Here is a 14,298-nt window from a genome sequence, read left to right as displayed (position 1 = left end):
GCGCAATCCTTTATGCCTGATGTGAAATCCATTGTGGCCGCCGAAATGTCGGGTGGGTTTGTGGGCGCGATATTTTGGTCCTAAGCGCAGGTGATATCCGTATTTGATGGAAGAACGAGGTCGCGCGTATATGTACACCTTGTACTTGTAATCTCGCCGATAAGACCGGCCATGGTCGCTTGTCCGTTTTAGGCGCGGTGTATGCCTATGGGCCCGGTAAGGCAGCGAGCGCTGAACAGTTCCGAAATGTCGGTTGAGTTTGGTCGGGATATGCAGGCTTGCGCCCCGCCCGGCGGTGATCGCCGGAATTTTCTTGAAACCATCAGCCGTTCCAACCGGATGGGTCTGTCCGACAGCGGTAAGAGGTCCGCCGACAACCAGAACTACCACAGCTGACTGGAGTATTGTCTTTACCCTTGCCATTGCGCTCCCCCCATTTGGTCGACGTTTCCACCTGACAAGATGGAACCGAAACTTCGGAAGACCAATAAACACTGATCACGCCCCGGCGAGATTGACTTGTGGCCAAATCATTACCTCAACGCCCATTCCACTGAGTTGGGTCGTACCAACTCATCCGGCATTTGCGGATTCAGACGATGCTATTAACCTCAAACGGCTCTTTCAGTAGTATCAATGGCTATTGGGTCTGCCGCCGAAAGCTTCTGAACCCCATCAACCCTAAAATACCTCCAATGAGGAGCAACCCGCTGGCTGGCAACGGTACAGGTGCCACTTCTTGGGACACCACGAGGTTATCCACACGATACTCGCCACACCACTGATCACACCAGGCCGTATCAGGATCAAATTCGCCGTCTGGAAGACCGGCGAAATACTCAGGGTCAGACTGGAACCTGAGACTTAGTATAAGTTCGTCTATGGCCTGGAACGCAGTGCCAAATGTCATGGCTGCCCAAGACAGTGGATTACGCGCAACGGTCGATATTGATTGCGTTGCAACAACCTGGCTGTCTCTCACCCCTTGAAAGACCAGCGTTACGGCCGGTGCTGTTCCTGCAGTTGCCCAGTCGTAAGTAATATCGCCGGCGGCCTCTTCGCTACCTGTCATAAAGATCCGACTGAACCCATTTGTGTCGATAGAGATCGGGGTGAATTGGGCACCATCGATCGCTCGAATCATCGAAGAGGTGATTCCGCTATCGTCATGAAGCGCAACATGATTTCCGGTCAGGTGGACATCACTGAAATCATACCGAAAACCTTGACTAAAACCCACGTGGCTGAATGGGGTGCCACCGGGTTCTGTCGTTTCGTGGTCAAACGTTATAGTCAGCGCGTTCGAAGCACCCGCTACGCAAGTGATAACGGCAGCAAGGAAAAGTCTCATCACGGCCCCCAAAAGTTATCAATCAATTAAGTTTAGACTAGCGTTTGAGGTCTCATTTAGCAACGCCTGGGTTTCGAGCTTATGGGGTTTGTGCGCGTTTCGGAATCGCATAGCGGCAGAATAAGCAACGAACGGAATAATTTAGAAGCGTAAAGGCTAAAAAATGAATTCACTGTTTCGCCACCAAAGCCAAGCGTCGACCTGCCGCATCCGAATAGCCATTCTATCAAATCGCATTCGAGAGTCGTTGATTTGTCAGGAAATCATGGTGCTGCTGGAGAGAATTGAACTCTCGACCTCTCCCTTACCAAGGGAGTGCTCTACCTCTGAGCTACAGCAGCGCTGTGGGCGGGTGATTAGACTCAAACGAAACGCGGCGCAAGGGTGTCTGGACGGTTTTTTGCGTCTCCTGTAGAGAAAGACAATGGCAGACAGAAATTCACCAAAAAAACACGGCAAAACCGGGACTGCGCGCGATGAAAGACTCAAGGCCGCGCTGAAGGCCAATATGGCGCGGCGTAAGGCGCAGGCCAAGGCGCGGGCGGCATCCGGGGATAAAACCGGCAAAAACGAGGATTAAGAGCAGATGGATTCGATTCTGGTGACGGGCAATGGGCCGCTGAACGGTCAGATTCCGATTGCGGGGGCCAAGAACGCGTGTCTGACGCTTATGCCCGCAACCTTGCTGAGCGACGAACCGCTGACGCTCACCAATGCGCCGCGCTTGAGTGACATCAAGACCATGTCTCAGTTGCTGCAATCGCTTGGGGCCGAGGTGTCACAATTGCAGGACGGTCAGGTGATTGCGATGTCCAGCCACGACCTGACCAGTCATACGGCGGATTACGACATCGTGCGCAAGATGCGGGCGTCCAATCTGGTCTTGGGCCCGATGCTGGCGCGGTTGGGGCAAGCGGTGGTCTCGCTGCCCGGCGGCTGCGCGATTGGTGCGCGCCCGATGGATCTGCACGTCGAAGGCCTCGAGGCGCTGGGCGCCGAGATTGAACTGAAAGATGGCTACCTTCACGCCAAGGCTCCGGATGGGTTGAAGGGTGCCGTGCATGAGATGCGGTTTGCCTCGGTGGGCGCGACCGAGAACATCGTGATGGCCGCCACGCTGGCAAAGGGCACTACCGTTCTGAAAAACGCCGCGCGCGAACCGGAGATTGTCGATCTGGTCGAATGTCTGCGTAAGATGGGGGCGCAGATTTCGGGCGAGGGGACCTCGACCATTGAAATCCAAGGTGTTGATCGCCTGCACGGCGCGACGCATCAGGTTGTGACCGACCGGATTGAGTTGGGCACTTACATGCTGGCTCCGGCGATCTGCGGTGGCGAGGTCGAGCTGTTGGGCGGGCGCATTGATCTTGTTGCATCCTTTGCCGAGAAACTCGATGCGGCGGGGGTAAGTGTCGAACCGACTGACAAGGGGCTGAAGGTCGTTCGCAAGAATGGGCGTGTTACGTCGGTGGACGTGGTGACCGAACCTTTCCCGGGCTTCCCGACCGATCTGCAGGCGCAGATGATGGCGCTGATGTGCACGGCTGAGGGGACATCTGTTCTGGAAGAACGTATTTTCGAAAACCGCTTCATGCATGCCCCTGAACTGGTGCGCATGGGCGCGCAGATCGAAGTACACGGCGGGACCGCCACGGTAACGGGGGTGGAGCGGCTGAAGGGTGCGCCGGTGATGGCGACAGATCTGCGCGCTTCGGTCTCCTTGATATTAGCCGGGCTGGCGGCCGAGGGGGAAACGACGGTCAGCCGCGTCTATCACCTCGATCGAGGGTATGAACATGTGGTGCGCAAGCTGGAAGGCGTAGGCGCAAAGATTGAACGGATCAAGGGCCAATGACTGACGCAAGTTTCAAGGACGGGCGCGAGGCTCCGCTGAACCTCGGCGCAGAAGACAGGGACGACCTTCAGGTCATCGCGACCCTGGCACAGGATGCCATTTTTCCAGTGACTGAAATGACCTGGCGCCCATCCGAGCGCAGGTTCGCATTGTTGCTGAACCGATTTCGATGGGAGGACAAGGACGCCGCAACCCGACGCAACCGGGATTTCGAGCGGGTGCAATCCGTTTTGGTTTTTGATTCCGTGCTGTCGGTCGCCAGTCAGGGCATCGACCGGAGCGACAAAGATATGGTTCTGTCCCTGCTGTCGGTCGATTTCGAAGCAGGCGACGATGGCGCCGGTCAGGTCCTGTTGACACTGGCCGGTGATGGCGCGATCCGCCTGAATGTCGAAGCTATTGACGCCACTCTCAAAGACGTTACCCGGCCGTATCGCGCACCTTCGGGCCACGCGCCGCATCACCCGGACTGAATGAAAAACAAGCGCGGCATAGCGCAGGCGTTTTCCAACCCGCCGCAGGGGATGACTTTGCGTCGCGCAACGGTTTTCGATGTGTTTGCAGTCAGCCGGGTGTTGATCCGGTCGATAGAGCGGCTTTGCGAAGCGGACCACGGGAATGATCCGCGGAACATGGCGCTTTGGACAGCAATGAAGGACCCGGCTTCCATTCGGAGGTGGATTGTCTCCGGCAGGCAGATCTGGCTGGCGGACGTCTCGGGACAGATAACTGCGGTGGGGGGCTTGTGCGAGACCGGCAAGGTCATGTTGCTGTATGTCGACCCGGATCATGTCCGGCGGGGGATCGGCGCGCAGTTGTTAAACCGACTCGAATGCGAACTTGTTGCGGTTGGATGCAGCGAAGCGCATTTGGAGGCGACGTTGACAGCTCGTGATTTCTATATCGCGCGCGGGTGGCAGCCATTCGGTCCATCCGGCAATTGGAACGGAATCCCGCAATTTCCGATGCGCAAATCGCTGCACCCCCCGGTCTGAGGGTTGAGGGTGCCCGATCCCGGCGATAAGACCCTCGCACCTGTCCGGAGTTTCTGACCATGCCTGTATTCCTCGACACAACGTTCGCAGATTTCGAACCCGCCTTTCAGGCGCTGCTGTCTGCCAAACGCGAAGACAGCCCGGATGTGGATGCAGTCGTTGCGCAGATCATCGAGGATGTCCGCGACCGCGGCGATGCGGCCGTCATTGAACTGACCGCGCAATTCGACCGGTTGGAGCTGACGCCCGAGACGATGGCCTTCAGCGCGGCAGAGATCACAGAGGCGGTGTGTCAGGTTTCGTCGCAGGATCGTGCAGCGCTGGAACTGGCGGCCAACCGCATCCGGGCATACCATGAAAAACAGATGCCGTCGGATCACGAATGGACGGACGAGGCGGGTGCCACGTTGGGTTGGCGCTGGTCGCCCGTGTCGGCGGCGGGCCTCTACGTACCAGGTGGGTTGGCATCTTATCCGTCTTCGGTGTTGATGAATGCCATCCCGGCCAAGGTCGCCGGGGTTGAGCGGCTGGCTATTGTCGTGCCCACACCGGATGGGCAGGTGAATCCGCTGGTGCTGCTGGCGGCGCAGCTGGCAGGTGTTGATGAGATCTATCGGATCGGCGGTGCTCAGGCGGTGGCTGCGCTGGCCTATGGCACGCAGACCATCTCACCAGTGGACAAGATTACCGGTCCGGGCAACGCCTTCGTCGCGGCGGCCAAGCGCCGGGTGTTCGGCAAGGTGGGCATCGACATGATCGCTGGCCCCTCTGAGATTCTGGTGATCGCTGACAAAGACAATTATCCTGACTGGATCGCGCTGGACCTGCTAAGCCAAGCGGAGCACGACGAAAGTGCGCAGTCCATACTGATTACCGATGACGCCGTATTTGGTAAAGCGGTGGCGCAGGCCGTCGACAAACGACTCGAAACCCTGCAGCGTCGCAAGATCGCCGGGGCCAGTTGGCGCGACTTTGGCGCCGTGATCACTGTGCGTGATCTGGACGAGGCTGCGGCCCTGTCCAACCGGATCGCGCCGGAACATCTAGAACTTTGCGTTGCCGACCCTGCGGCACTCAGCGCCAAAACCGTCCACGCAGGCGCAATTTTCCTCGGCCAATACACACCCGAAGCCATCGGTGACTATGTTGGCGGACCAAATCACGTTTTACCGACTGCCCGCTCGGCCCGGTTTTCTTCGGGTCTTAGCGTGATGGATTTCCTCAAGCGCACCACGCTCAGTCAGATGACGCCACAGGCTTTGCAGGCCATCGGCCCCAGCGCAGCACAATTGGCGCAATCCGAAAGTCTCGAGGCGCATGGATTGTCCGTGCTGGCACGGTTGCAGCGGTTGAATGGCTGATTGCGAAAGGGTGAGCTCTGCCACGTTGCCCCGGACGATATGTTGTTATAGGTCTGACCTGATCTGAACGGACCACTGCAATAAATGACCCGAATTTCGCATATCGAACTGGACGACAGCAACCTGCCGCCTCCAACCCCGGAGATTGAGCAGGAGCGCAAAGTAGCGATCTTCGACCTGCTCGAAGAGAACTCGTTTGCATTGCCGCAGCGGGATGACCGTGTCGTCCCCGAAGGCCCCTATCGCGTGCAGTTGTCGATCCGGGACAAGCGGCTGGTTTTCGACATTGAGACCGAGGCCAGCGAAAAGGCGGCCGAGTTCCATCTGTCGCTTGGACCCTTCCGTCAGGTAGTCAAAGACTATTTCCAGATTTGCGAAAGCTACTTCAACGCGGTCAAGACCCTGCCACCCAGCCAGATCGAGACCATAGACATGGCCCGCCGCGGTATCCACAACGAAGGCAGCCGCGTTCTTCAGGAAAGGTTGGGAGGGAAGGCCGAGATCGACACCGACACTGCCCGTCGCCTGTTCACGCTGATCTGCGTGCTGCATTTCGGGGGGTGACGGGTGAAGCCTTTGCCGCAGTCGGTCCTGTTTTGTTGTGACCACAACTCGGTCCGTTCGCCCATGGCCGAAGGCATCATGAAGAAATTCTATGGCACCGGAACCTATGTTCAGTCCGCCGGTGTGCATAACGACCTTGAGATTGACGGGTTCTGCATCGCCGCCTGTCAGGAAATCGACGTGGAACTGTCCCGCCACCGGTCGCGTTCATTCGACGAGATGGAAGAGTGGGGTGATGATCTCAGTTCGTTCGACCTGATCGTGGCGCTTTCGCCCGCCAGTCAGCGAAAGGCGCTGGAACTGACGCGGTTTTTTCACCTCGATGTCGATTATTGGCCAATAATGGACCCTACCGGACTGGGCGAAACGAGGGAAGAAAAGTTACATCACTATCGACAGACCCGCGATCAGATCATCAAGCATCTGAAAGACTGCTGGGGTGAACCAATGGAGTGATCATGAATCCGACCGTCAAGACCTATTTCAATGCCTTCAATGCCGGTGATGTGGACGGAATGCTGGCTTGTCTGTCCGAAGATGTGGCGCACCACGTCAACGAAGGCCAAATTCGCGTTGGCAAGGAAAAGTTTGCGGCGTTCTGCGCTCACATGAACCGCTGCTACAAGGAAAACCTGACTGACATCGTGGTATTCGAAGCCGAAGGCGGCACCCGCGCAGCAGCAGAGTTCATCGTGAACGGCACCTATCTGGAAACCGACGAAGGGCTGCCCGAGGCCCACGGTCAAACCTATCGTCTGCCTGCCGGATCGTTCTTTGACCTGAAGGGTGGCAAGATCACTCGTGTCACCACTTTCTACAACCTTGCCGATTGGACCAAGCAGGTTTCGAATGGCTAAGGTCAACGACATCCGTGCGCTAACCGGATCGGCTCTGGAGGGCGCGCTGGACGATGTGGCGCGTTTGCGGATCGAAGTGTTTCACGCCTGGCCGTATCTGTATGACGGCGACCTCGAATATGAACGCAAGTACCTGCAATCCTACCGCGACAGTGACCGGGCAATCGTGGTTGGCGCGTTTGATGGCGACCGCCTGGTCGGTGCTTCGACCGGAGCGCCACTGACCGATCATGCCGATGATTTTGCTGCCGCGTTCGAAGGCGCGGGCCTGAAACTCGACGACATCTTCTATTGCGCGGAATCCGTTTTGTTGCCGGATTATCGCGGACAGGGGGTGGGGCATAAGTTCTTTGACCTGCGAGAAGCACATGCGCGCCGCCTGGGTTTCTCAAAATGTGCCTTTTGCGGCGTGCAGCGTCCAGCGGATCACCCGATGCGGCCGAAAAACTATCGGCCTCTCGATGCCTTTTGGCGGGCACGGGGATATGAACCGATGGATGGTGTCGTCGCGCAGTTTTCCTGGAAGGACCTTGGCGAAGTCGAGGAGACATCGAAACCGTTGCAGTTCTGGATCAGGGACATCTAGCGCCCAATTCTGCTCTTTCATCCCACAGGGCAGGCGATCAAAATCAGAAATTATGATATGGTGGTGCTTTCCATGGGGGATTGCACGATGAAGAGATATGTAATCGAACGTGACCTGCCCGGAGTAGGCGGAATGTCAGGTGATGAGCTCAGCGGAGCTTCGGCCAAGTCGAACGAGGCGTTGGAAAAAATTCCTGGTGTTCAATGGCAGCATTCTTATGTCGCAGGCGATAAGACCTTCTGCATCTATTTGGCGGAAAACGAGGATGCGATTCACAAGCATGCGGAGCTGAGCGGGTTTCCGGCCACCACGATCACCGAAATTACCACGATTATCGATCCGACCACGGCGCGTTAAACGGGCTGTACACTCCTGCGTGCGCGTGGCTAATGTCCTTCAGATTGTGCACACGGGGACAGCAGGATGAAAATCGCCACCGCCGCCTATCCACTGGACTGGCTCGACAGCTGGGCGCAATACGAGGACAAACTGGCCGGCTGGGTTTCTGAAGCGGTCGGGCAGGGGGCCGATCTGCTGGTCTTCCCCGAATACGGTGCAATGGAGGTGTCGACCCTTGACGGACCCGAGGCGGCTGGCGATCTGGAGCGTTCTATTCACGCGGTTTCTGATCGGATGGAGGATGTGCAAGATGTGCATATCCGCCTCGCACAAGAGTACAAAACTCATATTCTGGGTGCGTCGGCCCCTGTGGTGGCTGGACCGGGGCGCCCTGTAAACCGCGCTGCGTTTTACGGACCCGACGGTGCGCATGATCATCAGGACAAACAGATCATGACACGCTTCGAACGCGAGTCGTGGGATATCGCCCCCGGCGGTCCGCTCAAACTGTTCGACACAACGTTGGGAAAGATTGGCGTTCTGATCTGCTATGACAGCGAGTTCCCCTTGCTGGGTCGCGCGCTGTGCGAGGCTGATCTGATTCTTGTCCCGTCCTGCACTGAGGCGCTTTCGGGATATTGGCGTGTTCGGATAGGTGCAATGTCACGCGCGCTGGAAAATCAATGCGTTACGGTCATTGCATCTTTGGTCGGCGACAATGAATGGTCAGAAGCGGTGGACATGAATACCGGAACCGGAGGTATTTTTGGCCCGCCCGATAAGGGATTTCCGCAAACCGGAGTACTGGCCGAAGGCAGTTTGAACCAACCAGGCTGGACCTACGCCGTGGTCGACCCCGCCGCCATCGCCAATGTCCGCGCGGATGGGCATGTGCTGAACCGCGCCCACTGGGGCGAGCAGGATCCCAGAGTCAATTCGGTCACAAAGTGCCGACTTTAGGTGATTCCGCCCTTGAAATAGGGCCAAAATAGGCTCATTTAAGCCCACATCCCCGTAGATTCTGCGGGTGCAACGTAATGATGGAGACAACATGGCCAAGGAAGATACGCTCGAATTTCCCGGTGTCGTGAAGGAACTCCTGCCTAATGCGACGTTTCGGGTCGAGCTGGAAAACGGCCATGAAATCATCGCACATACGGCAGGCAAGATGCGCAAGAACCGCATCCGTGTTCTGGCCGGCGACAAGGTTCAGGTCGAGATGACCCCTTACGATCTGACCAAGGGTCGGATCAACTACCGCTTCAAGTAACGCCCAACCCAATGGCGTTTATTCTGGGATCAGGCAGCCCAAGACGGCTGGACCTGTTGGCGCAGCTTGGCGTCATACCCGACGCAATTCGTGCGCCAGACATTGATGAAACGCCATTGAAAGGGGAACTGCCCGCCCCCTATTGCAGTCGTATCACCCGCTCAAAAGTACATGCGGTTCAGGCAGATAGCGACGACATCACGCTGTGCGCGGATACCACCGTAGCGATGGGTCGCCGCATTCTGGGCAAACCTGCTGACGTCGGTCAGGCAGCCGAATTTCTACATGCATTGTCGGGGCGCCGACATCGGGTCATCACCTCGGTCGCGGTACGGCGCGGTCACAGGGTTTTGCAGCGCGACGTGGTCTCACAGGTCAGGATCAAACGCCTGTCGGACACCGAGATCAACGCCTACCTGGCCACTGGTGACTGGCAGGGCAAAGCCGGTGCATACGCCATTCAGGGCCCCGCGGGGGCTTTCATTCCCTGGATTTCGGGGTCGTTCACCGGCATTGTCGGTCTGCCCCTTTCCGAAACCGCAGCCTTGCTGCAAGGCATCGGTTACCCATTGTATCGCGAGGCATCATGAAGGGTCGCACTGTCGTTCTGGACCATATTCAAGGCCGCGAAGCGGCTGCTCTGATGGTCGACGGTGTTTTGGAGGACTTTCTGATCGCTGCCGATGCACCGCCACCTGGTACCATCTATCGCGCCCGCGCGGACAGGCCAGTGAAAGGGCAGGGCGGAATGTTTCTGACCACGCCTGACGGCCCGGCATTCCTGCGTCAGGTCAAGGGGCTGGCTCAGGGTTCCTTACTTCTTGTACAGGTGACCGGTTATGCCGAATCCGGCAAAGCGATCCCGGTGACCAGCCGCATTCTGTTCAAAAGCCGATATGCCATCGTGACCCCGGATGCGCCCGGCCTGAATATCTCGCGCAGCATCCGTGACGAAGATATGCGTGACCGGTTGTTGGAAATCGCGCATGAGCAGATGAGTGACAGCCCCTATGGCCTGATCCTTCGATCCTGTTGCCAGAGTGCCGACGAGGACGAAATCGCCGAGGATATCGTGGCCATGCGAGCGCAGGCCGAGCAGGTCATGAATGATCCCGGCACAGACCCGGAAACGCTGAGCGATGGAGACGGACCACATATCCTGGCGTGGCGCGACTGGACCGAACCGGCCGAGGTCGCGACCGCTGCGGGCAGTTTTGAAATGCACGGAATTCTGGATGCGCTGGAAACAGTCAGGGGCGTAGCAGAACCGCTGCCCGGGGGTGGGCACCTGTACATCCAGCCAACCCGCGCCCTTGTGGCCGTCGACGTGAACACCGGCAGCGACAGTTCGCTTGCAGCCGGGACCAAGGCCAATTTCGCCTGCGCAAAGGTGCTGCCCCGGGCACTTCGCGTGCGCGGTCTGGGCGGTCAGATCACCCTCGACCTGGCGCCAATGCCCAAGAAAGACCGTCGCGGCTTTGAGTCTGCGTTGCGGTCGGCTTTCAAATCTGATCCTGAAGAGACAATTATGGCCGGCTGGACGCCGCTCGGGCACTATGAGTTGCAACGCAAACGCGGTCGTATCCCCTTGGCGGAGGTGTTGAAATGAGCTGCCCAATCTGCGGAGAAGACACACAGCATTCCTTTCGCCCGTTCTGTTCAAAACGGTGTGCCGATATTGATTTGGCCAAGTGGCTGAACGGCTCCTATGCAGTACCATCGCAGCGTGAAGACGAGGCAGAGGCCGAGCTGGATCATGAGGAATCCAAACCATCCCTCCCGCATTGAAAAAATGTCAAAAACCCTCTGGACACTGCGGAGTGCAAGTCATAGAAGGCCTCCACCCAACGGCAAACACCGTTCCCGTGCCCGGGTAGCTCAGGGGTAGAGCAGTGGATTGAAAATCCTCGTGTCGGTGGTTCGATTCCGCCCCCGGGCACCATTAAGTCAATAAAATCAATAATTTAAATAGAATCGATGGACGTAAGATGACGTAAAGTTCGATTCCACTCAGTAGAATCGAACCATCATCCTCTCCGTATGGATTCCAAGCCTGAACAGCTTAAGGCCGTTAGTGCTAGGCTTGGTTCTCGATTTTGGTTTTTTTTGCGCTACGCATTCCTGTTTTGGCACATGTCGCTACAATCTATGGCTGTGATTGTATTGAAGATTGAATGCTAAGATGGTTTGCTTAAAAGAGATTTTAGGAGTGATTTGAGAAGTGGCTGGCGTATCGCGGAAAGAGTTTTTTGAGAGAATTGACGGAACTCCTCAAAAACGCATGTTTCTCTCAATAATGGCAGACTACGATCTGCCGACGGCAATCTGTGAATTGGTCGACAACGCGATTGACCATTGGATCGCAACAGAAAAACCCGACGGCACTAAAATTTGGCTGTTCCTGGACACAGAGCGCCAACTCATCACGGTACGCGACAACGCGGGCGGCGTTCCTGTTGATCAGATGAGGTTATTGATCGCGCCGGGAGCCACCCGATTATTCGATACAGGAAACTTGATTGGTAACTTCGGAGTAGGAGGAAAAAGAGCCAGCGTGGCATTGGGGGAGCAGGTCACAATCACTTCTCGTTTCAAGAAGCAGGATAGTTACCAGCTAGAAATTACGAAGGACTGGTTAGCAGACGAGGACTGGAGAATCGACGTAAGTCGCGTTCCCAACATTGATCCCAACACAACAAACGTCAGTATTTCCGAAGTTCGCCAGGGCTTTTCTCAACAAGATTTGGATGAACTATACAAGCATCTAGAGGCGACGTACGCTAGTTTCATAAAGGAGGGTTGCCAGATTTTCTTGAACGGCACCCCGGTGGGAGCAACGACTTTCGACACATGGGCCTATCCGCCGGGTCACCCCCCTAAGGAAATGAGTTTCGACGTTGAGTTGGGTGAGGGAGAGTTTCTCAATGCTAAGGTCACCGGCGGACTAATCAGAGACCGAATTCCAGAAGCTGACAACTACGGAGTATAGTTCTACTGCAACGGACGGCTCATACTGAAAGAACTTAAGACAAGAGATGTCGGGTATTTCATTACCGCTGAGGCGGGCGTACCGCACCCAGATGGGTCGCTTTGCCGGGTAATTGTAGAACTCGATGGTTCAGCAGAGTTAATGCCTTGGAACAGTAGTAAGAACGGAATTAGTTTCAGCCATCCTGCTTTTACGCAAGTGAGACCTAGTATCATTGAGTTGGTGACGTACTTTTCCAAGTTGTCACGTCGTTTCAAGAACAATCGGGAAGAAGGAGTCTACCAGCACGACTCCGGTACCGTCGAACCTTTGACGCCAACCACCAAAGCATCCAAGAAGCGTCTGGTTTTACCGCCGATAAAGCGAGAGCCAAAGCTTTCTTACTCGCAGAAGTTATTGCAGCTAAACCAAGGGACGATGGCGCGAAAGCCTTGGACCTTGGGACTAGTTGAGGCAATGGGCATGATCGACGTAGCACTTGATCAAGGTTTTGAGACAAAAAATAGAGCTGCCTTGATACTTCTTGATAGCAATGTCGAGATTGGAATGAAGGAATACATTGTAAATAACGCGGCTCTGTTTCCACCTCACAAATACAAAGGGAATGCGCTTTCAGACATACTCACAAACCGAACAAAAGTGCTGAACGAGGTGAAAGGGCATCTAAGCATCGACAGTAATACTGAAGCCAAGCTGAAATACTTCTATGGACTGCGAAACAAGCTGATACACGAACGAGCATCAGTTCAGATTCTGGATCGAGATATTATTGAGTATAGAGGGATTGTAGAAAAACTGCTTCGGAAGATGTTTGGCGTGCGCTTCCCAAAATAAACGGATCGCATAGCTAGTGATGTTAGCAGAATCTGCGCGCACCAATACAGCTCACTTAAGCATACATGCTGAAGATTCCACGCTTCCAACGCATGGTTTTCTGTTCTTGGCAGGCACGCAATCTTCAGGCGGCGTTGTACTTTACGTCACCCAAAAGGTTGAGGATCACTAATTGGCTAAAAAGACGTAAAATCGACGTAAAGCTTGAAAATTCGCCCCGTAAGTGGTTGAAATTAAAAGAGCTAGAATCCGCCCCCGGGCACCACTTCATCAGGTAAACTCTCGGTTTCACTCCAGCTTTTTAAATCAGGTTGGAGCCGTAGACCATGGTGGAGGCCAGTTTAAACTCGTCACCTTTGTAAAAAACGGTGTTTTCTACTTCGGTCGTCCCATTCCGATGGAGCTTTGTCGTCACTACACCTCGCCGGCATCGTCCAATCGTCGCGCCCTCGCTTGGCAAAAAGGAAACAAACTCCGACAGTTTCAGATAGTTAGACCGGAAGAATCTCAGGTTACTTCGTACTATGTCGCTGCACTCAATCTGCTTGCCTTAGCCGTTCCGCCATTTCGGAAAATCCGCGCATTTCTGCGTGTTGAAGAGGTGTGGCGCCTTCTCGGTCGGTGAGCATTCGATCGGCCCCGGCCGTGAGCAGTGCGTCGAGCACGGCCTGGTGGTTTTCTCCACCGTCGCCCAGAACCACGGCCTCCATCACCGCCGTCCAGTGCAGATTGTTGACATGGTCAAGCGGTGCGCCGGCGGCTACCAATCGTCTGACAACTTCGACATGACCGAGATGCGCCGCTGCGATAAGCGCTGTTCCGTCGTAGGGGCTGGTTGTGAGGCCCGGATCGTTGCCAAGTTCAATAGCAAGCGACATCAGTTCAGGATCGTCAGCTACTGCGGCAATTGTGACCACATCATAGGCCTGTCCTTCAAGTGCGTTCATGTCGGCCCCGGCTTCAGCCAATGCGCGAAGGGCTTCGTCTTCCGAGGCGAAGGCTGCCACGTGCACCGGTGTGCGTCCGCGGGAATCGCGAATATCGACGTCGGCACCCTTTGCAACCAAGTGCCTGATTTTTGCGACATCACCTTCCTGCGCGGCTTTTAAAAGCCCGACGTAAGCGGAAATCTCCTGCGCCGTGGGTGCCGTCTGTGCCATTCCACCGGTGGCCAATCCCATCAAAACAGCTGTGATCATGAGGCGAGCCATGACGATTTTCTCCTCGCGAATGGTTGGTACAATTCCATGCAATAATTGTTCGAACTGCTTCTTGACTGTGAAGACAATACGGGTTC

Annotated in this window: 20 protein-coding genes and 2 tRNA genes; 19 read left to right on the top strand and 3 right to left on the bottom strand. The window is 55.9% G+C overall.

What is annotated here, in order from left to right; genetic code table 11:
- The first annotated feature begins 207 nt into the window (after nt 1-207).
- The gene (locus tag AC2TEL_RS06350) at nt 208-396 is read left to right on the top strand and encodes a hypothetical protein (protein WP_480902701.1); all 189 of its coding nucleotides are present in this window, start codon (nt 208-210) and stop codon (nt 394-396) included.
- A 244-nt stretch (nt 397-640) separates the two neighbouring features.
- Here the strand turns inward: AC2TEL_RS06350 and AC2TEL_RS06345 are convergent, their stop codons facing one another.
- On the bottom strand, nt 641-1,351 hold the full coding sequence (locus AC2TEL_RS06345) for a hypothetical protein (RefSeq protein WP_480902700.1): 711 nt from the start codon (nt 1,349-1,351) through the stop codon (nt 641-643).
- 266 nt (nt 1,352-1,617) lie between these two features.
- A tRNA-Thr gene (locus AC2TEL_RS06340) sits at nt 1,618-1,692 on the bottom strand.
- 83 nt (nt 1,693-1,775) lie between these two features.
- Here AC2TEL_RS06340 and AC2TEL_RS06335 point away from each other — a divergent pair.
- The 18 genes from AC2TEL_RS06335 to AC2TEL_RS06250 all read left to right on the top strand — a co-directional run bounded on the left by AC2TEL_RS06335 (nt 1,776) and on the right by AC2TEL_RS06250 (nt 13,001).
- Entirely contained in the window at nt 1,776-1,931 is a 156-nt protein-coding gene (locus AC2TEL_RS06335; protein ID WP_480840451.1) for a hypothetical protein, read from the top strand.
- A gap of 6 nt (nt 1,932-1,937) precedes the next feature.
- Nucleotides 1,938-3,206 carry a UDP-N-acetylglucosamine 1-carboxyvinyltransferase gene (murA, locus tag AC2TEL_RS06330; RefSeq protein WP_480902698.1) on the top strand — a complete coding sequence of 423 codons (1,269 nt, stop codon included), beginning with the start codon at nt 1,938-1,940 and terminating at the stop codon, nt 3,204-3,206.
- Complete coding sequence (locus tag AC2TEL_RS06325) at nt 3,203-3,679, top strand: DUF2948 family protein (protein ID WP_480902696.1); 477 nt, start codon at nt 3,203-3,205, stop codon at nt 3,677-3,679. Before murA ends, AC2TEL_RS06325 begins: the two co-directional genes overlap by 4 nt.
- Nucleotides 3,680-4,201, top strand: a complete 522-nt coding sequence (locus AC2TEL_RS06320) for a GNAT family N-acetyltransferase (protein WP_480902693.1) — start codon at nt 3,680-3,682, stop codon at nt 4,199-4,201. It begins immediately after the preceding gene.
- A 59-nt stretch (nt 4,202-4,260) separates the two neighbouring features.
- Nucleotides 4,261-5,562 (top strand): histidinol dehydrogenase, encoded by a 1,302-nt coding sequence (gene hisD / locus AC2TEL_RS06315; RefSeq protein WP_480902690.1) that lies wholly within the window; start codon nt 4,261-4,263, stop codon nt 5,560-5,562.
- Nucleotides 5,563-5,646: 84 nt separating this feature from the next.
- A complete protein-coding gene (locus tag AC2TEL_RS06310) occupies nt 5,647-6,126 on the top strand; it encodes a UPF0262 family protein (protein WP_480840442.1) in 480 nt (159 codons plus the stop codon).
- 3 nt (nt 6,127-6,129) lie between these two features.
- The gene (locus AC2TEL_RS06305) at nt 6,130-6,582 is read left to right on the top strand and encodes an arsenate-mycothiol transferase ArsC (protein ID WP_480840440.1); all 453 of its coding nucleotides are present in this window, start codon (nt 6,130-6,132) and stop codon (nt 6,580-6,582) included.
- A gap of 2 nt (nt 6,583-6,584) precedes the next feature.
- A complete protein-coding gene (locus AC2TEL_RS06300) occupies nt 6,585-6,983 on the top strand; it encodes a ketosteroid isomerase-related protein (protein ID WP_480902688.1) in 399 nt (132 codons plus the stop codon).
- Nucleotides 6,976-7,569 (top strand): GNAT family N-acetyltransferase, encoded by a 594-nt coding sequence (locus AC2TEL_RS06295; RefSeq protein ID WP_480840435.1) that lies wholly within the window; start codon nt 6,976-6,978, stop codon nt 7,567-7,569. Before AC2TEL_RS06300 ends, AC2TEL_RS06295 begins: the two co-directional genes overlap by 8 nt.
- 87 nt (nt 7,570-7,656) lie before the next feature.
- Nucleotides 7,657-7,926 carry a DUF4242 domain-containing protein gene (locus tag AC2TEL_RS06290; protein WP_480902686.1) on the top strand — a complete coding sequence of 90 codons (270 nt, stop codon included), beginning with the start codon at nt 7,657-7,659 and terminating at the stop codon, nt 7,924-7,926.
- A gap of 66 nt (nt 7,927-7,992) precedes the next feature.
- Entirely contained in the window at nt 7,993-8,868 is an 876-nt protein-coding gene (locus tag AC2TEL_RS06285) for a carbon-nitrogen hydrolase family protein (protein WP_480902683.1), read from the top strand.
- Nucleotides 8,869-8,959: 91 nt separating this feature from the next.
- Nucleotides 8,960-9,178, top strand: coding sequence for a translation initiation factor IF-1 (infA, locus tag AC2TEL_RS06280; protein WP_005978431.1), 219 nt, complete (start codon nt 8,960-8,962; stop codon nt 9,176-9,178).
- A gap of 11 nt (nt 9,179-9,189) precedes the next feature.
- Nucleotides 9,190-9,768 carry a Maf family protein gene (locus AC2TEL_RS06275; RefSeq protein ID WP_480902680.1) on the top strand — a complete coding sequence of 193 codons (579 nt, stop codon included), beginning with the start codon at nt 9,190-9,192 and terminating at the stop codon, nt 9,766-9,768.
- Nucleotides 9,765-10,787, top strand: coding sequence for a ribonuclease E/G (locus AC2TEL_RS06270; protein ID WP_480902678.1), 1,023 nt, complete (start codon nt 9,765-9,767; stop codon nt 10,785-10,787). The genes AC2TEL_RS06275 and AC2TEL_RS06270 overlap by 4 nt, the downstream gene beginning before the upstream one ends.
- Nucleotides 10,784-10,966 carry a DNA gyrase inhibitor YacG gene (locus tag AC2TEL_RS06265; protein WP_480840425.1) on the top strand — a complete coding sequence of 61 codons (183 nt, stop codon included), beginning with the start codon at nt 10,784-10,786 and terminating at the stop codon, nt 10,964-10,966. The genes AC2TEL_RS06270 and AC2TEL_RS06265 overlap by 4 nt, the downstream gene beginning before the upstream one ends.
- 79 nt (nt 10,967-11,045) lie before the next feature.
- A tRNA-Phe gene (locus AC2TEL_RS06260) sits at nt 11,046-11,120 on the top strand.
- Between the two features lie 279 nt (nt 11,121-11,399).
- Complete coding sequence (locus AC2TEL_RS06255) at nt 11,400-12,167, top strand: ATP-binding protein (RefSeq protein WP_480902676.1); 768 nt, start codon at nt 11,400-11,402, stop codon at nt 12,165-12,167.
- Between the two features lie 240 nt (nt 12,168-12,407).
- Nucleotides 12,408-13,001 (top strand): hypothetical protein, encoded by a 594-nt coding sequence (locus AC2TEL_RS06250; protein ID WP_480902674.1) that lies wholly within the window; start codon nt 12,408-12,410, stop codon nt 12,999-13,001.
- Between the two features lie 536 nt (nt 13,002-13,537).
- On the opposite strand, the gene AC2TEL_RS06245 is transcribed toward AC2TEL_RS06250, so the two are convergent.
- Complete coding sequence (locus AC2TEL_RS06245; RefSeq protein WP_480840339.1) at nt 13,538-14,212, bottom strand: ankyrin repeat domain-containing protein; 675 nt, start codon at nt 14,210-14,212, stop codon at nt 13,538-13,540.
- Between the last annotated feature and the right edge of the window lie 86 nt (nt 14,213-14,298).

The sequence above is a fragment of the Ruegeria sp. HKCCD9138 genome, from assembly GCF_057220975.1.
Note: the sequence above shows the minus strand (reverse complement) of the source record. Positions and strands in the feature narration are given on the sequence as shown.

What these genes read in the sequence shown, in the direction of transcription:
- AC2TEL_RS06350 (WP_480902701.1), top strand. Translation starts at nt 208, where the DNA reads ATGGGCCCGGTAAGGCAGCGAGCGCTGAACAGTTCCGAAATGTCGGTT.
- AC2TEL_RS06345 (WP_480902700.1), bottom strand. Translation starts at nt 1,351, where the DNA reads ATGAGACTTTTCCTTGCTGCCGTTATCACTTGCGTAGCGGGTGCTTCG.
- AC2TEL_RS06335 (WP_480840451.1), top strand. Translation starts at nt 1,776, where the DNA reads ATGGCAGACAGAAATTCACCAAAAAAACACGGCAAAACCGGGACTGCG.
- murA (WP_480902698.1), top strand. Translation starts at nt 1,938, where the DNA reads ATGGATTCGATTCTGGTGACGGGCAATGGGCCGCTGAACGGTCAGATT.
- AC2TEL_RS06325 (WP_480902696.1), top strand. Translation starts at nt 3,203, where the DNA reads ATGACTGACGCAAGTTTCAAGGACGGGCGCGAGGCTCCGCTGAACCTC.
- AC2TEL_RS06320 (WP_480902693.1), top strand. Translation starts at nt 3,680, where the DNA reads ATGAAAAACAAGCGCGGCATAGCGCAGGCGTTTTCCAACCCGCCGCAG.
- hisD (WP_480902690.1), top strand. Translation starts at nt 4,261, where the DNA reads ATGCCTGTATTCCTCGACACAACGTTCGCAGATTTCGAACCCGCCTTT.
- AC2TEL_RS06310 (WP_480840442.1), top strand. Translation starts at nt 5,647, where the DNA reads ATGACCCGAATTTCGCATATCGAACTGGACGACAGCAACCTGCCGCCT.
- AC2TEL_RS06300 (WP_480902688.1), top strand. Translation starts at nt 6,585, where the DNA reads ATGAATCCGACCGTCAAGACCTATTTCAATGCCTTCAATGCCGGTGAT.
- AC2TEL_RS06295 (WP_480840435.1), top strand. Translation starts at nt 6,976, where the DNA reads ATGGCTAAGGTCAACGACATCCGTGCGCTAACCGGATCGGCTCTGGAG.
- AC2TEL_RS06290 (WP_480902686.1), top strand. Translation starts at nt 7,657, where the DNA reads ATGAAGAGATATGTAATCGAACGTGACCTGCCCGGAGTAGGCGGAATG.
- AC2TEL_RS06285 (WP_480902683.1), top strand. Translation starts at nt 7,993, where the DNA reads ATGAAAATCGCCACCGCCGCCTATCCACTGGACTGGCTCGACAGCTGG.
- infA (WP_005978431.1), top strand. Translation starts at nt 8,960, where the DNA reads ATGGCCAAGGAAGATACGCTCGAATTTCCCGGTGTCGTGAAGGAACTC.
- AC2TEL_RS06275 (WP_480902680.1), top strand. Translation starts at nt 9,190, where the DNA reads ATGGCGTTTATTCTGGGATCAGGCAGCCCAAGACGGCTGGACCTGTTG.
- AC2TEL_RS06270 (WP_480902678.1), top strand. Translation starts at nt 9,765, where the DNA reads ATGAAGGGTCGCACTGTCGTTCTGGACCATATTCAAGGCCGCGAAGCG.
- AC2TEL_RS06265 (WP_480840425.1), top strand. Translation starts at nt 10,784, where the DNA reads ATGAGCTGCCCAATCTGCGGAGAAGACACACAGCATTCCTTTCGCCCG.
- AC2TEL_RS06245 (WP_480840339.1), bottom strand. Translation starts at nt 14,212, where the DNA reads ATGGCTCGCCTCATGATCACAGCTGTTTTGATGGGATTGGCCACCGGT.